We start from the raw sequence: 13,675 nt of genomic DNA, 5'->3' as shown, positions 1-13,675 counted from the left end.
CGGTGCCGTCAGGGACGCCGTAGCGCGTCGGCGTTGTCGCCGCCGGCCTTGACCGACTCCAGCGGAAGGCCGTTGCGCGCGGCGTTGGCCAGCATGTGCTCGATCACGTTCTTGCCGAGTGCGGTCTCGCCGGGCAGCTCGATCGGGTAATTGCCGTCGAAGCAGGCCGAGCACAGCCGGGTGGCCGGTTGTTCGGTCGCCGCGATCATGCCGTGATGACTGATGTAGCCGAGGGTGTCGGCGCCGATCGCCCGCCGGACGCCTTCGAGCATCTCGTCCTCGTCGGCGGAGTTGCTGGCCGAGTTGGCGATCAGTTCGGCCGGGGTCGCGAAGTCGATGCCGTAGAAGCACGGCCACTTCACCGGCGGGGACGCGATCCGCACGTGTACCTCGAGCGCACCCGCCTCACGGAGCATCCGGATGAGCGCGCGCTGGGTGTTGCCGCGCACGATCGAATCGTCGACGACGACGAGCCGCTTACCGCGGATGACCTCCTTGAGCGGGTTCAGCTTCAGCCGGATGCCCAGCTGGCGGATGGTCTGTGAGGGCTGGATGAAGGTGCGGCCGACGTAGGCGTTCTTCATCAGGCCCTGGCCGTACGGGATGCCTGAACCCTGCGCGTAGCCGACCGCGGCCGGGATGCCCGATTCCGGCACACCGATCACCAGATCGGCCTCCACCGGATTCTCGGCGGCCAGCCGCCGTCCGATGTCGACGCGGGTGGCGTGCACCGAGCGGCCGCCGATGATGCTGTCCGGGCGGGCCAGGTAGACGTATTCGAAGACGCAGCCCTTGGGGGTGGGGTTGGCGAAGCGGGTGGAACGCACGCCGTCGGCGTCGATGGCCAGCAGCTCGCCGGGTTCGATGTCGCGGACGAACGAGGCGCCCACGATGTCCAGGGCAGCGGTCTCGGAGGCGACCACCCAGCCGCGGTCCAGCCGGCCCAGCGACAGCGGACGCACACCGTGCGGGTCACGGGCCGCGTAGAGGGTGTTCTCGTCCATGAACGTCAGGCAGAACGCGCCACGCACGGTGGGCAGCAGTTCCAGTGCGGCCTGCTCCAGCGTGGAGTCGGCGGCGCCGTGTGCCAGCAGCGCGCCCAGGATGTCGGAGTCGGTGGTGGCGGTCGGCGCGCCACGGGTCTCGATCAGACCCGCGTCGCGGGCCCGGGTGGCCAGTTCGGCGGTGTTGACCAGATTGCCGTTGTGGCCCAGAGCCACCCCGGTGCCTGCGGCGGTGTTGCGGAAGACCGGCTGGGCGTTCTCCCAGGTGGTCGATCCGGTGGTGGAATAGCGGCAGTGCCCGACAGCGACGTGGCCGTGCATGGCGGCCAGTGTCTGCTCGTCGAATACCTGACTGACCAGACCGAGATCCTTGAACACCAGCACCTGGGAGCCGTCCGCGACGGCGATGCCCGCCGCCTCCTGGCCACGGTGTTGTAGCGCATAGAGTCCGTAATAGGTGAGCTTGGCCACATCCTCGCCCGGAGCCCAGACGCCGAAGACGCCGCATTCCTCTTTTGGCTCGTTCTCTTCCGGCTCGACAGGCGCGAAGGTCACGATGGCTGCTCCCTGGGGGCTGTGGGTGACGCGGCCCAGTCTACGGTCATCCGACCCCAATAACTCAATCGGACGCCGGTTTTCGTCGTCACATCACCCAACCTCCGCAGCGGGGGTCCGCATTCCCGCCGACTACCGTGGGGCGTCGTGTGGCATCCAGTGACGCGCGTCGCATTCCGGTTCTGCTTCCTGTACCTCGGTCTGTTCTGCCTGTGGTTCGCCCAGATCACCTTCGCATTCGCCGGCATCATCGCGCTCTGGCTGCCCTCCGGGGCGGTCATGTGGCAGATGCTGCTGACCGCGCCGGTCACCGACTGGGTGGGGCGCACGCTGTTCGGGGTCGACGCGGCGCTGCGTCCCGGCTCGGGCAGCGGGGACCAGGCCGCGATCTGGGTGTCCATCGCCTGTCTGCTGCTGATCGCGCTGATAGGTGCCGCAGTGTGGTCGGTGCTGGACCGGCGGCGTACCGAGTACACCCGGCTGGCGGTCTGGTTCACCGTGTTCCTGCGCCTGTGCCTGGGCGGGCAGATGCTGTTCTACGGTTTCGCGAAGCTCATCCCCACCCAGATGCCCGCGCCGCCGCTGGCGGCCCTGCTGCAGCCCTTCGGGCAGTTCAGCCCGATGTCGGTGCTGTGGCTGCAGGTCGGCAGTTCACATCCCTACGAGATGGCGCTGGGCGCGGTCGAGGTAGTCGCGGGACTGCTGCTGTTCTGGCCCCGGACCGCGGTGCTGGGTGCGCTGCTCAGCCTGCTGAGCATGGGCCAGGTGTTCCTGATGAACATGGCCTTCGACGTGCCGGTGAAGATCCTGTCGTCCCACCTGCTGCTGATCAGCCTGGTCCTGCTCGCGCCGCATCTACGTCGGATAGCCGATACTCTTGTGCTGCAACGTCATTCGGAACCGCTGCACACACCGCGACTGTTCACCGGGCAGCGCGCCAACCGAATTGCGACAGCCGCGCAGGTGGGTCTGGGCATCTGGGTCAGCATCGGTCTCGCGGTCGTGGGCTGGCAATCCTGGCATGAATACGGCGACGGCCGGCCCAAGCCGCAGCTGTACGGCATCTGGGCTGTCACCGAGTTCAGCGTCGACGGGCGGGTGTCGCCCCCGCTGACCACCGATCGGTTCCGGTGGAGTCACCTGGTCGTCGACCGGCCCGGATTGATCACCTTCCAGCTCATGGACGGCACCCTGCGGGATGCGCCCGCCCAGATCGACGCCGGCCACGTCACGATCACCGCGCCGTTGCCGCTGCCCGACGGGAAGACTGCTGCGGTACCGGACCCGAGGCCGTTCGCCGACTTCAGCGTCGAACAGCCCGCACCGGACCGCCTCGAGTTGACCGGGCGCCTGGAGGGCCGCTCCGTCGACATCACGCTGCACGAGGTCGACCTGTCGAGTTTCACCCTGCGCAACCGCGGGTTCCACTGGGTGCAGGAGTACCCGTACTTCCGCTAGGAATCCAGGTCCACCAATGGCAGCCAGTGCGAAATCTCGGCGGCACGCGATCCGGACAGATGCAGCGCCGGGGCGTCGATCCCGATCAGCCCGGTGACCAGCAGCAGCCAGGTGCGCGGATCGGTTTCCACGACATTGGGCGGAGTGCCCCGGGTATGGCGGGGGCCTTCGATGCACTGCACCGCCACGAAGGGCGGCACCCGCACCTCGACGCTCGCACCCGGCGCCATCGCGGCCAGCGTGCGCGCGGTGAGGCGCACCGCGGCGGCCAGTTCATCGCGCGCCGGTTCCGCGGTGGAGTCGTCGCGCAGCCACTCCCCCACCGCGAGCACCGCGGCGCGTGTCTCTGCCGGATCCGCAGTACGACGGGCCATCATCGGTTTAGTGTCGCAAAGTGGCTGTCGTCGACCGTCCGGCACCGCCGTACAAGACGGTCGGCGCCATCGCTCTGATCGTGCTGACGGTCGGCGCCGCGCTGATCTGGGGGCAGTTCCGAGGCGATTTCCGCTCGCGCACCGAGCTCACCCTGATATCGCCGCGGGCCGGGCTGGTCGTCGATCCGGGGTCCAAGGTCACGCTCAACGGTGTGGAGATCGGCCGGGTCGGCGAGATCGCGGCGACCAGCATCGCGGGCACTCCGCATGCGCGGCTGACGCTGCGAGTCGAACCGAGATATCTGCACCTCATCCCGGCCAACGTCGGCGCCGACATCAACGCCAGCACCGTGTTCGGCAACAAGTACATCGCGCTGCGATCACCGGAAAACCCTTCCCCACAACGTATATCGGCCGGCAGCGAGATCACCGCCAGCTGGGTGAGCACGGAGTTCAACACGCTTTTCGAGACGATCATGGCCATCTCGGAGCGGGTGGACCCGGTGCAGCTGAACCAGACCCTGACCGCCGCGGCGCAGGCGCTCGGCGGGATGGGCACCGCGTTCGGTGAGTCACTGACCGACGCCAACGCCATCCTGGAACGCTTCAACGCCCAGATGCCGCAGTTCCGCCGCGATGTGCGGGGCCTGGCCGAACTCGCCGACATCTATGCCGACGCCGCACCCGGCCTCTTCGACGGACTCGCGGCAGCGGCGTTGACCGCAGGCACGCTGCACGATGAGCGCGGCGCGGTCGACGATGCACTCTTGTCGGCCATCGGATTCAGTGGCACCGCCGGCGAGATCCTGGACCGCGGCGGGCCGTATCTGGTCCGTGCTGCCCAGGATCTGATTCCCACCTCGAAACTCTTCGACTACTACAGCCCGCAACTGCTGTGCACCATCCGCAACTACTACGACGCCGCCCCGTTGATGGCCGAGGTGTTCGGCGGTGACAACGGGTACTCGCTGGCGTCGGCGGGCACGATCTTCGGCGCGGGCGTGCCCAATACCTATGTGTTCCCGGACAATTTGCCGCGGGTGAATGCCCGCGGCGGGCCGGGCGGACGGCCGGGTTGCTGGCAGAAGATCACCCGGGAACTGTGGCCTGCGCCGTATCTGGTGATGGACACCGGGTTGTCGATCGCGCCCTACAACCACTTCGAGCTGGGTCAGCCGATCTTCACCGATTATGTGTGGGGCCGCCAGGTCGGCGCGCCCACCATCAATCCCTGAGGCCTTGACCTCAATGATCATTGAGGTTCTACCGTGACCCTATGTCCATGAAACCGCACGAAATCGCCTTCCTGAACCAGGCCGACCTCGGCCGCCTCGCCACCGTTCAGCGCAACGGCACACCCCAGAACAGCCCGGTCGGTTTCAGCTACAACGCCGATCTGGGCACCATCGACATCGCCGGGTTCCACATGTCCGACAGTCAGAAGTGGCGCAACATCGCACACCATCCGAAGGTGGCGTTCGTGGTGGACGACATCGCCTCCCGTGATCCGTGGCGGGTGCGCTGCCTGGAGATTCGGGGCACTGCGGAGCAGGCCTGGGTAGCAGCGGCCGTGGGCAAGTCCGGCGACGAACTCGACGCCGGCATCATCAGGATCACGCCCACCCGCATCATCAGCTTCGGCATCGACGACCTGGACACCGACCCGCACGAGCTGGTGCCCGATATCCGGGACGTCTAGGTCTCGGGGCCGTCGACGCCGGCCTTGCTGTCAAGGTCGTCGCGGATCCGCTCGGTGTCGGCCGGTGTCCAACCGTCCGGGGCGGCGACGGCCACCAGACCGTCGAGCACGGTGTCGGAGTAGTTGTGCCCGTGCCCTTCCGGCACTCCTGCCGCATTGGTCATATCGGCACCCACCTGCCAGAAGGTGACGATCGGGTACCAGCGCATGGATGCGGTCCGGTCGGTTCCCGGTGGTTCGCGCAGCCAATCGGGCCGGGAGAACAACAGATTCGGTGACCACCAGACGATGGGGTCCGACGCGTGCTGCAGGAACAGCACCCGGGTACCGTCCCAGGGCGGGGCGGCGACCCGCTGCACATCGGCCGGATCGGCGGCCTGCGAGAAGCGCACCGTGCTGCCGTTGTCGTAGCGCGGCTCGACCTCCGGCGTGCCCGGGTCGCGGCGCAGCACCAGCCCGCTCCACAACGAACTCTCGTGCGGCGGACCGACCCACAGCACCCCGGAGAAGTCCTCCTCCGCGATATCGGGCAGCCAGCCGAACGCGCCCTGGCCGGCGTAGGAGCCCAGACTCTCGCCGTACAGCACCAGTTTCGGCCGGTCGTTCTCGGGCAACTCCGACCATCGCTGATGGATACCGTCGATCATCATCCGTGCCGATTCGATCGACTTCTGGCGGTCACCGAGGAACGAAATCCAGCTCGGCAGATAGGAATACTGCATGCCGACCAGCGCGGTGTCCCCGTTGTACATGGACTCCACGGCCCTCGCGGCCACCGGATTCACCCAGCCGGTGCCCGTCGTGGGGATGATGACGAGCAGTTCGCGGTCGAACGCCCCGGTGCGTTCCAGTTCGCTGAGCAGCACCGCCATTCGGCTCTCGTCGGTGTCGGCGGTCTGCAGCCCGGCGTACACCCGGATCGGCTCCAACGCGGGCGCACCGTTGAGCCGGGTCAGATCGGCGGCATGCGGTCCGCCGGCCACGAAGTTGCGGCCCTGATAGCCCAGGGAATCCCATGACGCGAAAGAGGTGGGACTACCCGATCTCTCGGGCTCCAGCGGCTGAACCACACCGGCCATGCTGGTGGCATTCTGCGGCTGGAAGATCTGGCTGGCGCCGAGCAGGAACCCGCGGTAGAGCACGCCGTTGACCATCATGACGAACAGCACCGCGATGACGGCCGTGCCGATGAAGAAGGCGACCTCGCTGTGCAGATGCCACCGGCGAATCAGCATGCGCGCGATGAGTTTGACCAGATCGACCAGCACGCGCCACACCGCGATACAGGCGGCACCGACCAGCACGGCCAGCAGCAGTGTCCGCATGTACGTCAGCGTCGTCGGCCCCTCGATGCCCATCAGCGCGGATACCTGGCGCTGCCAGCGGGCCGCGGGGATCACGGTGAGCACCGGCACGGTCAACGCGCCCGCCACCGCGGCAATCTTCGCGATGCGCAAGGTCGACGTGCTCGGCGGCCACCAGGATCGGTGCCGTAATACGAAGCGGTGCGTGATTTTTCGGATCAGCACCCCGATCCCGTAACCGATGGCGGCGTTGATGCCACCGATCAGCCCGGCGAACAGCCAGTCCCTCGGCAATAACGACGGGGTCAGCGACAGGCAGAAGAACAACGCCCCGACGGGGATGCCGACGAAATCGAGCCGGACCAGACTCCAGACCCAAACCAGTAACGGATGCCGGAGTGTGGTCCGGTCAATCACCCGAACAGCCCGGGCAGCACGCCCTCGGAGGTGGCCCGCAGCTCAGCGAGCGTCACGGTGAACTGCCCTTGCACCTCGATCGATTCGCTGCCCTCATCGGACACGCCGATCCGGGTGACCGGCAGGCCACGCGCCTCGCACATGGCCCGGAACCGGCTCTCCTCGGTGCGTGGCACCGCCACCAGGACGCGGCCTGCCGACTCGGAGAACAGGTAGACGAAGGGGTCCACGCCTTCCGGCAGGACGACCCGGCTGCCGGTCTCGCCTGCCAGCGATGCCTCGATGACGGCCTGGATGAGTCCGCCCTCGCTCAGATCGTGTGCGGCCGAGACCAATCCGTCCCGTGAGGCGGCGGTCAGCACCTCGGCCAGCAGTTTCTCGCGCGCCAGGTCGACCTGCGGCGGGACCCCGCCGAGGTGGTCGCCGGTCACCTGTGCCCAGATCGATCCGTCGAACTCGTCGCGGGTGTCACCGAGCAGCAGCAGCGTCTCGCCGGGTTCGTTGCCCAGGCCGGTCGGGATGCGGCGGGTCACATCGTCGATGACGCCCAGCACGCCCACCACGGGGGTGGGCAGGATCGGCGTGCTGCCGGTCTGATTGTAGAAGCTGACGTTGCCGCCGGTGACCGGAATCCCCAGCGTCGCACAGCCATCGGCGAGTCCGCGGACCGCCTGGGAGAACTGCCACATGACACCCGGATCCTCCGGTGAGCCGAAGTTCAGGCAGTTGGTGACCGCGACGGGGGTGGCCCCGGTGACGGCCACGTTGCGGTACGCCTCGGCCAGCGCCAACTGTGCACCGGTGTACGGGTCGAGCTGGGTGTAGCGCCCGGATGCATCGGTGGAGATCGCGACGCCGCGGCCGGTGGTCTCGTCGATACGCAGCACGCCACCGTCGGCATGCTCGGCGAGCACGGTGTTACCGCGCACGTAGCGGTCGTACTGTTCGGTGATGAACGCCCGGCTGCACAGGTGCGGGCTGCCCAGCAGCGCAAGCACAGTCGCCTTGAGCTCATCGCCCGTAGCCGGGCGGGGCAGCTTGGCCGAGGTGTCGGCGATCAGCGCGTCCTGGGTGTCGGGCCGGGCCACCGGTCGCTTGTACACCGGGCCCTCGTGGGCCACGGTGCGCGGCGGCACGTCCACGACTGTCTCGCCGTGCCAGGTGATCTCGAGGCGGTCACCGTCGGTGACCTCACCGATGACGCTGGCCAGCACATCCCATTTACGGCAGACGGCCATGAACTTGTCCACGTTCTCCGGTGTCACCACCGCGCACATGCGTTCCTGAGATTCCGAGGACAGGATCTCGGCCGGGGTCATATCGGCGGCGCGCTGGGGTACCGCTTCCAGCTCCACCCGCATGCCACCGTCACCGGCGGACGCGAGTTCCGAGGTGGCACAAGACAGTCCGGCGCCGCCGAGGTCCTGGATGCCGACCACCAGGTCGGCGGCGTAGAGCTCCAGGCAGCACTCGATGAGCACCTTCTCCATGAACGGGTCGCCGACCTGCACCGCGGGCAGCTTCTTGCGTCCGGGGCCGGATCCCTCGTCACCGCCGAAGGTTTCGCTCGCCAGCACGCTCACGCCACCGATGCCGTCCAGGCCGGTGCGGGCGCCGAACAGGATGATCTTGTTGCCGGTGCCGGACGCGAAGGCCAGGTGCAGGTCCTCCTTGCGCAGCACGCCGACGCACAGCGCGTTCACCAGCGGGTTGCCCGCGTAGGAGGGGTCGAAGACGGTCTCACCGCCGATGTTGGGCAGGCCCAGTGAGTTGCCGTAGCCGCCGATGCCGCGGACCACGCCGTCGAGCACGCGGCGGGTGTCGGGGGCATCCGCGGCGCCGAAGCGCAGCTGGTCCATCACCGCGACCGGGCGGGCGCCCATGGCCATGATGTCGCGCACGATGCCGCCGACACCGGTCGCCGCACCCTGGTAGGGCTCCACGTAGGACGGGTGGTTGTGCGATTCCACCTTGAAGGTGACCGCCCAGCCGTCGCCGATATCCACGACGCCGGCGTTCTCGCCGATGCCGGCGAGCATCCCGGCCCGCATCTCGTCGGTCGTCGTCTCACCGAAGTAGCGCAGGTGCACCTTGGAGGACTTGTAGGAGCAGTGCTCGCTCCACATCACCGAGTACATCGCCAGTTCGGCGTCGGTGGGGCGGCGCCCCAGGATCTCACGGATGCGCTGGTACTCGTCATCCTTGAGGCCCAGCTCACGGAAGGGCTGAGGTTGGTCGGGGGTGGCGGCTGCCCGCTCGACGGTATCGGTCTGTGCAGTGGGCTCCAGCGTCACGTGATCATTCTAGTGATGCGGGCAAACCGACTCGACGCTAGCCGCCGGCGACGCAGAAGGCGTTGCCCTCCGGGTCGGCCAGTGTCACCCACTGGAACTCGTCGCCGAAGCTGTTCCGCCCGGTCTCGGTGGCGCCCAGCGCGACCAGACGGGCCACCTCGGCCTCCTTGTCCGCGGAGTGGAAGTCCAGGTGCACCTTGTTCTTCCCCGGGGTCGGGTCGGGTACCCGCTGAAAGCCCAGCGCGGGACGCCCCTCGCTGGTGACCATGACGAATTCGCCTGGTGCCACGGCGTTCACGTCACCGCCCGCGGCCTTGGACCACCAGTCGGCGAGGCCGTCGGGATCCACACAATCGAACGTGATCATCTCAACACTCAGTGCCATGGTCCAACCCTAGGACAGGGCACCGACTACCTCGGAGGTAATTGAGGACCCGGCGTCACCACCGCAGGCTGTCGGGTATGACACAGACACCCACCGCACCGAAGTTCACCGCCGACATCTGGGCGGCATTCTGGGCCGCGCCCGATCCGTCCCGGGTGGCCGGCCTGCTGGCCGAGGACATCGTCGGGCACTGGCAGGGCGACCCGACGCCGGTCCGTGGCCGCACCGCCTATGTCGGCAAGATCGCCGAACTGGTGGCCGCCGTCCCCGACCTGCGACTGACCCTGGTGGACAGCGCCACCGCCCCGGGCCGCACCGAGGGTGAGGAACTGGTGTTCCTGCACTACACCGGCACCGGGACGACCCCGTCCGGCCCGATCACGATCCGCGGGATGGACCGGGTGCGCACCCGGGACGGCATCGTGGTGGAGAACGTCATCCGCTACGGCGACTCGGAGATCTAGGCACAATCGACATGTGCGGACACGACTCGTTTTCAGCGGCCACATCGCCGGCTTCGGCACCGACGCCGGCATCCGGATGGTGGTCGGCGTGTGGCAGTCCTCACCGTTCGGCGCCTTCGCCGATGTGATGGTCCAGACCGCCGACGAACAGCGGCTGCTATTGGCACCCACCGCGCAGGTCGCCGAGTTCGTCTCGGCCACTTACGCATTCGATGACGTCCGGGTCGGCACGGTCACCGCCGAACTGAGCGCCGACCGGCTGACCGTCACCACGGCCGACCTCGACGTCACCGCGGAGCTGGGCGGCCCGGCGCGGTTCGACCGGCTGCTGCGGCTGGTACCCGGGCCACTGGCGAGCGCACCGTGGTGGCTGCGGGTCATCAATCCGGTCGCCGGGCTGTTGGTGCCCGGGGTGCACACCGCCGGAACCGCGGGCGGCGGGCGCCGCGAGTACTACGGGGTGCGCCGCTCGCGGCGCATCGACGCCCTGTCCGGGCAGTTCGGCGCGGTCCCGCTGGGCGGGCTGGCCGAGCTGGATCCCCCGGTGCAGTTCGGCTTCTCCTCGGCGCCCACCGACCCGCAACTGGTGGCCGTGACCACCACGATCGACATTCCCTAGGCCGGAGCGAGAAACGCCTGCAGCGCCGCGGCGTAGGCCGCGACATCGCGGGCACCCATGACTTCGCGCGCGGAATGCATGGCCAGCTGGGCGGCGCCGATATCGACGGTCGGGATGCCGGTGCCCGCCGCGGTCATCGGGCCGATGGTGGACCCGCACGGCAGATCGGCGCGGTGCTCGTAGCGCTGCAGCGGCACCCCGGCCTGCCTGCAGGCCAGCGCGAACGCCGCCGCCGTCCGGCCGTCGGTGGCGTAGCGCAGATTCGGCTGCACCTTGAGCACCGGGCCCCCGTTCACCGCGATCTGATGGCCGGGCTCGTGCCGCTCGGGATAGTTGGGGTGGGTGGCGTGCGCCATGTCCCCGGAGGCCACCATGGATTCGGAGAGCCTGCGCAGGAAGTCCTCCCGGCCCCCGCCGCCGGCCAGGGTGATGCGCTCCAGCACGGTCAGCAGCAGATCCGACTGGGCTCCGTGATCGGACTGCGAGCCCACCTCCTCGTGATCGAACAGGGCCAGCACGGGCACGTAGGCCGTCGCGGGGGCGGCCAGCAGGGCTTCCAGCCCGGCATAGCAGGTGGCCTGGTTGTCCAGCCGGGGCGCGCTGACGAAATCACCGTCGGCCCCGGTGATCGCCGAGGGGGTGAGATCGTGGGTCATCAGGTCGAAGCCGAGTACCTCGGACTCGTCGACCCCGGCTCGTTCGGCGACATAACCCAGGAAGGAGCGGCGGTCCCCGACGCCCCACACCGCATTGACGTGGCGCTGCGGGTCCAGGCTGACGCCCTTGCGGTCCTCGGACAGATGGATGGCCAGCTGCGGGACCCGCAGGATCGGATCGTCGATGCGCACCAGCCGGTGCCTCACCTGACCGTCGGTGGCGACGGAGAGCCGTCCGCTGATCCCGAGATCGCGGTCCAGCCAGGAATTCAGCCACGCTCCGCCATAGGGCTGCAGCGCCACCACCTGCCAGCCGGCGATCACCCGGTCCGGGTGCTGCTTGACCCGCAGGTTCGGGCTGTCGGTGTGCGCGCCGACGATCCGGAACGGCACCGCCGGGGTGGAGGAGTCCCAGGCGACCAGCGAACCCGCACGGATGGTGAAGAACTTGCCCGCGGCGGGCCAGGCGTCGGCCTCGGACAGCTCGCGGTACCCCGCGGCCGTCAGACGGCGGGCCGCGGTGGCGCACACGTGGTACGGCGACGGCGACGCGTCGATGAACTCACACAGACTCTGGGGGCTAGCTGCCATCTTTGTATCTTGACCCGCGCAGTGCAGGTCCGTGGCGCTAGGGTCGCTTTGTGCCAGACCCGCTGCCGCAGCAGATAGTCGATCCGTTGACGTCGGCGGCCATCTTTCTGGTCGCCACCATCGACGACGGCGGCGAGCAGACCGTCCACGACGCGCTGCCCGATATCGCGGGGATGGTCAGCGCCATCGGGTTCCGCGACCCCACCAAGAAACTGTCCGTGGTGACATCCATCGGCTCGCAGGCCTGGGACCGGTTGTTCGCCGGACCCCGCCCGGCCGATCTGCATCCGTTCATCGCGCTGGACGGGCCGCGCCATCACGCCCCGGCCACCGCCGGGGATCTGTTGTGGCACATCCGCGCCGAGACGATGGACGTCTGCTTCGAACTCGCCGGGCGGCTGGTGGAGGCGATGGCCGACGCGGTGACCGTGGTCGACGAGGTGCACGGCTTCAACTATTTCGACAACCGCGATCTGCTCGGTTTCGTGGACGGCACCGAGAACCCGACCGGGGCGAAGGCCGACAACGCCACCGTGATCGGCGCCGAGGATCCCGATTTCGCGGGCGGCTGCTACGTGCACGTCCAGCGCTACGTCCACGACATGTCGGCCTGGCGGGCGTTGTCGGTCGACGAGCAGCAGAACGTGATCGGGCGCACCAAGGCCGACGACATCGAGATGGACGACGATGTGAAGCCGGCCAATTCGCATATCGCGCTGAACGTCATCACCGACGAGGACGGCAACGAGCTGAAGATCGTGCGCCGCAACATGCCCTACGGCACCGTCGGCAACGGTGAGTTCGGCACCTACTTCATCGGCTACTCGCGCACGCCCGCGGTCACCGAGCGGATGCTGACCAACATGTTCATCGGCGACCCGCCGGGCAACACCGACCGGATCCTGGATTTCTCGACCGCCGTCACCGGCGGAATGTTCTTCGTGCCCACCATCGATTTCCTCGATGATCCACCGCCACTTCCGATCCCGGATGCCCCGGCCGAGGCGGTGCGGGCCGACTACTCACTTGCGATCGGCAGCCTGAAAGGAACCCCGCAATGAACAACCTGTACCGCGAACTCGCCCCCATCACCGAGGCCGCCTGGACCGAGATCGAGCAGGAGGCCACCCGGACCTTCAAGCGCCACATCGCCGGCCGCCGGGTGGTCGACGTCAGCGATCCCGGCGGCGCGGTGACCGCCGCCGTCAGCACCGGGCATCTGCGCGATGTCGTGCCGCCCGGTGACGGTGTGATCGCGCAGCTGCGCGAGTCCAAGCCGCTGGTGCGGCTGCGGGTGCCGTTCACGGTGGCCCGCCGCGATGTCGACGATGTCGAACGCGGCTCGCAGGACTCGGACTGGGATCCGGTCAAGGACGCCGCCAAGAAGCTGGCGTTCGCCGAGGACCGCGCGATCTTCGAGGGTTACGAGGCGGCCGCGATCGAGGGCATCCGCAAGTCGAGCTCGTGCCCCAAGCTGGCGCTGCCCGCCGATCCGCGGGAGATGCCCGACATCATCAGCCAGGCGCTCTCCGAGCTGCGGCTGGCCGGTGTCGACGGCCCGTACAGCGTGCTGCTGTCCGCCGATGTCTACACGCAGGTGAGCGAGACCACGGTCAACGGCTATCCGATCCGCGAGCACCTCAACCGGCTGGTGGACGGCGAGATCATCTGGGCGCCGGCCATCGACGGTGCGTTCGTGTTGTCCACCCGCGGAGGCGATTTCGATCTGCAGCTGGGTACCGACGTGTCGATCGGTTACCTGTCCCACGACGCCGAGAGCGTTCAGCTGTACCTGCAGGAGACGTTCACGTTCCTGGCGTACACCGCGGAGGCCTCGGTCTCGCTGAGCCGCTGA

Annotated in this window: 13 protein-coding genes; 7 read left to right on the top strand and 6 right to left on the bottom strand. The window is 68.3% G+C overall.

Annotated features, from left to right (window positions below; translation table 11 throughout):
• Positions 1-8: 8 nt before the first annotated feature.
• A complete protein-coding gene (purF, locus tag ASE48_RS14950; RefSeq protein WP_057167902.1) occupies positions 9-1,559 on the bottom strand; it encodes an amidophosphoribosyltransferase in 1,551 nt (516 codons plus the stop codon).
• Positions 1,560-1,718: 159 nt separating this feature from the next.
• Here purF and ASE48_RS14945 point away from each other — a divergent pair, with 159 nt between their 5' ends.
• Complete coding sequence (locus tag ASE48_RS14945; RefSeq protein WP_156409209.1) at positions 1,719-3,017, top strand: DoxX family protein; 1,299 nt, start codon at positions 1,719-1,721, stop codon at positions 3,015-3,017.
• On the opposite strand, the gene ASE48_RS14940 is transcribed toward ASE48_RS14945, so the two are convergent.
• Positions 3,014-3,394, bottom strand: coding sequence for a sterol carrier family protein (locus ASE48_RS14940; RefSeq protein ID WP_057167900.1), 381 nt, complete (start codon positions 3,392-3,394; stop codon positions 3,014-3,016). The two genes, ASE48_RS14945 and ASE48_RS14940, sit on opposite strands and share 4 nt — an antisense overlap.
• 17 nt (positions 3,395-3,411) lie before the next feature.
• On the opposite strand from ASE48_RS14940, the gene ASE48_RS14935 reads away from it, so the two are divergent.
• On the top strand, positions 3,412-4,626 hold the full coding sequence (locus tag ASE48_RS14935; RefSeq protein WP_057167899.1) for an MCE family protein: 1,215 nt from the start codon (positions 3,412-3,414) through the stop codon (positions 4,624-4,626).
• A gap of 41 nt (positions 4,627-4,667) precedes the next feature.
• Entirely contained in the window at positions 4,668-5,090 is a 423-nt protein-coding gene (locus ASE48_RS14930) for a PPOX class F420-dependent oxidoreductase (RefSeq protein ID WP_057167898.1), read from the top strand.
• On the opposite strand, the gene ASE48_RS14925 is transcribed toward ASE48_RS14930, so the two are convergent.
• From ASE48_RS14925 to ASE48_RS14915, 3 genes are read right to left on the bottom strand one after another with little or no spacing between them, the layout of a single operon-like run.
• Positions 5,087-6,811, bottom strand: coding sequence for an alpha/beta hydrolase (locus ASE48_RS14925; protein WP_057167897.1), 1,725 nt, complete (start codon positions 6,809-6,811; stop codon positions 5,087-5,089). The two genes, ASE48_RS14930 and ASE48_RS14925, sit on opposite strands and share 4 nt — an antisense overlap.
• The gene (gene purL, locus ASE48_RS14920; protein WP_057167896.1) at positions 6,808-9,105 is read right to left on the bottom strand and encodes a phosphoribosylformylglycinamidine synthase subunit PurL; all 2,298 of its coding nucleotides are present in this window, start codon (positions 9,103-9,105) and stop codon (positions 6,808-6,810) included. Before purL ends, ASE48_RS14925 begins: the two co-directional genes overlap by 4 nt.
• Before the next feature lie 37 nt (positions 9,106-9,142).
• Entirely contained in the window at positions 9,143-9,490 is a 348-nt protein-coding gene (locus tag ASE48_RS14915; protein ID WP_057167895.1) for a VOC family protein, read from the bottom strand.
• A 77-nt stretch (positions 9,491-9,567) separates the two neighbouring features.
• Between ASE48_RS14915 and ASE48_RS14910 the strand changes: the two genes are divergently transcribed.
• Together ASE48_RS14910 and ASE48_RS14905 are read left to right on the top strand one after the other, a co-directional pair.
• On the top strand, positions 9,568-9,954 hold the full coding sequence (locus ASE48_RS14910) for a nuclear transport factor 2 family protein (protein ID WP_057167894.1): 387 nt from the start codon (positions 9,568-9,570) through the stop codon (positions 9,952-9,954).
• A 13-nt stretch (positions 9,955-9,967) separates the two neighbouring features.
• A complete protein-coding gene (locus tag ASE48_RS14905; RefSeq protein WP_235571215.1) occupies positions 9,968-10,573 on the top strand; it encodes a hypothetical protein in 606 nt (201 codons plus the stop codon).
• Here the strand turns inward: ASE48_RS14905 and ASE48_RS14900 are convergent.
• Positions 10,570-11,820, bottom strand: a complete 1,251-nt coding sequence (locus ASE48_RS14900; RefSeq protein ID WP_057167893.1) for a M18 family aminopeptidase — start codon at positions 11,818-11,820, stop codon at positions 10,570-10,572. The genes ASE48_RS14905 and ASE48_RS14900 overlap by 4 nt on opposite strands.
• A gap of 50 nt (positions 11,821-11,870) precedes the next feature.
• Between ASE48_RS14900 and ASE48_RS14895 the strand changes: the two genes are divergently transcribed.
• Together ASE48_RS14895 and ASE48_RS14890 are read left to right on the top strand one after the other, a co-directional pair.
• Positions 11,871-12,881, top strand: coding sequence for a Dyp-type peroxidase (locus ASE48_RS14895; protein WP_057167892.1), 1,011 nt, complete (start codon positions 11,871-11,873; stop codon positions 12,879-12,881).
• On the top strand, positions 12,878-13,675 hold the full coding sequence (locus ASE48_RS14890; RefSeq protein WP_057167891.1) for a family 1 encapsulin nanocompartment shell protein: 798 nt from the start codon (positions 12,878-12,880) through the stop codon (positions 13,673-13,675). The genes ASE48_RS14895 and ASE48_RS14890 overlap by 4 nt, the downstream gene beginning before the upstream one ends.

Origin of the sequence: Mycobacterium sp. Root265, from assembly GCF_001428895.1 — a bacterium.
GTDB lineage: Bacteria > Actinomycetota > Actinomycetes > Mycobacteriales > Mycobacteriaceae > Mycobacterium.
The sequence above is the reverse complement of the archived record's forward strand: the minus strand, read 5'-3'. Positions and strand labels throughout refer to the sequence as shown.

Excerpts from the sequence above, each read along its gene's own strand:
- ASE48_RS14940 (WP_057167900.1), bottom strand. The coding sequence starts at position 3,394 with ATGATGGCCCGTCGTACTGCGGATCCGGCAGAGACACGCGCCGCGGTG.
- ASE48_RS14930 (WP_057167898.1), top strand. The coding sequence starts at position 4,668 with ATGTCCATGAAACCGCACGAAATCGCCTTCCTGAACCAGGCCGACCTC.
- ASE48_RS14915 (WP_057167895.1), bottom strand. The coding sequence starts at position 9,490 with ATGGCACTGAGTGTTGAGATGATCACGTTCGATTGTGTGGATCCCGAC.
- ASE48_RS14910 (WP_057167894.1), top strand. The coding sequence starts at position 9,568 with ATGACACAGACACCCACCGCACCGAAGTTCACCGCCGACATCTGGGCG.
- ASE48_RS14900 (WP_057167893.1), bottom strand. The coding sequence starts at position 11,820 with ATGGCAGCTAGCCCCCAGAGTCTGTGTGAGTTCATCGACGCGTCGCCG.
- ASE48_RS14890 (WP_057167891.1), top strand. The coding sequence starts at position 12,878 with ATGAACAACCTGTACCGCGAACTCGCCCCCATCACCGAGGCCGCCTGG.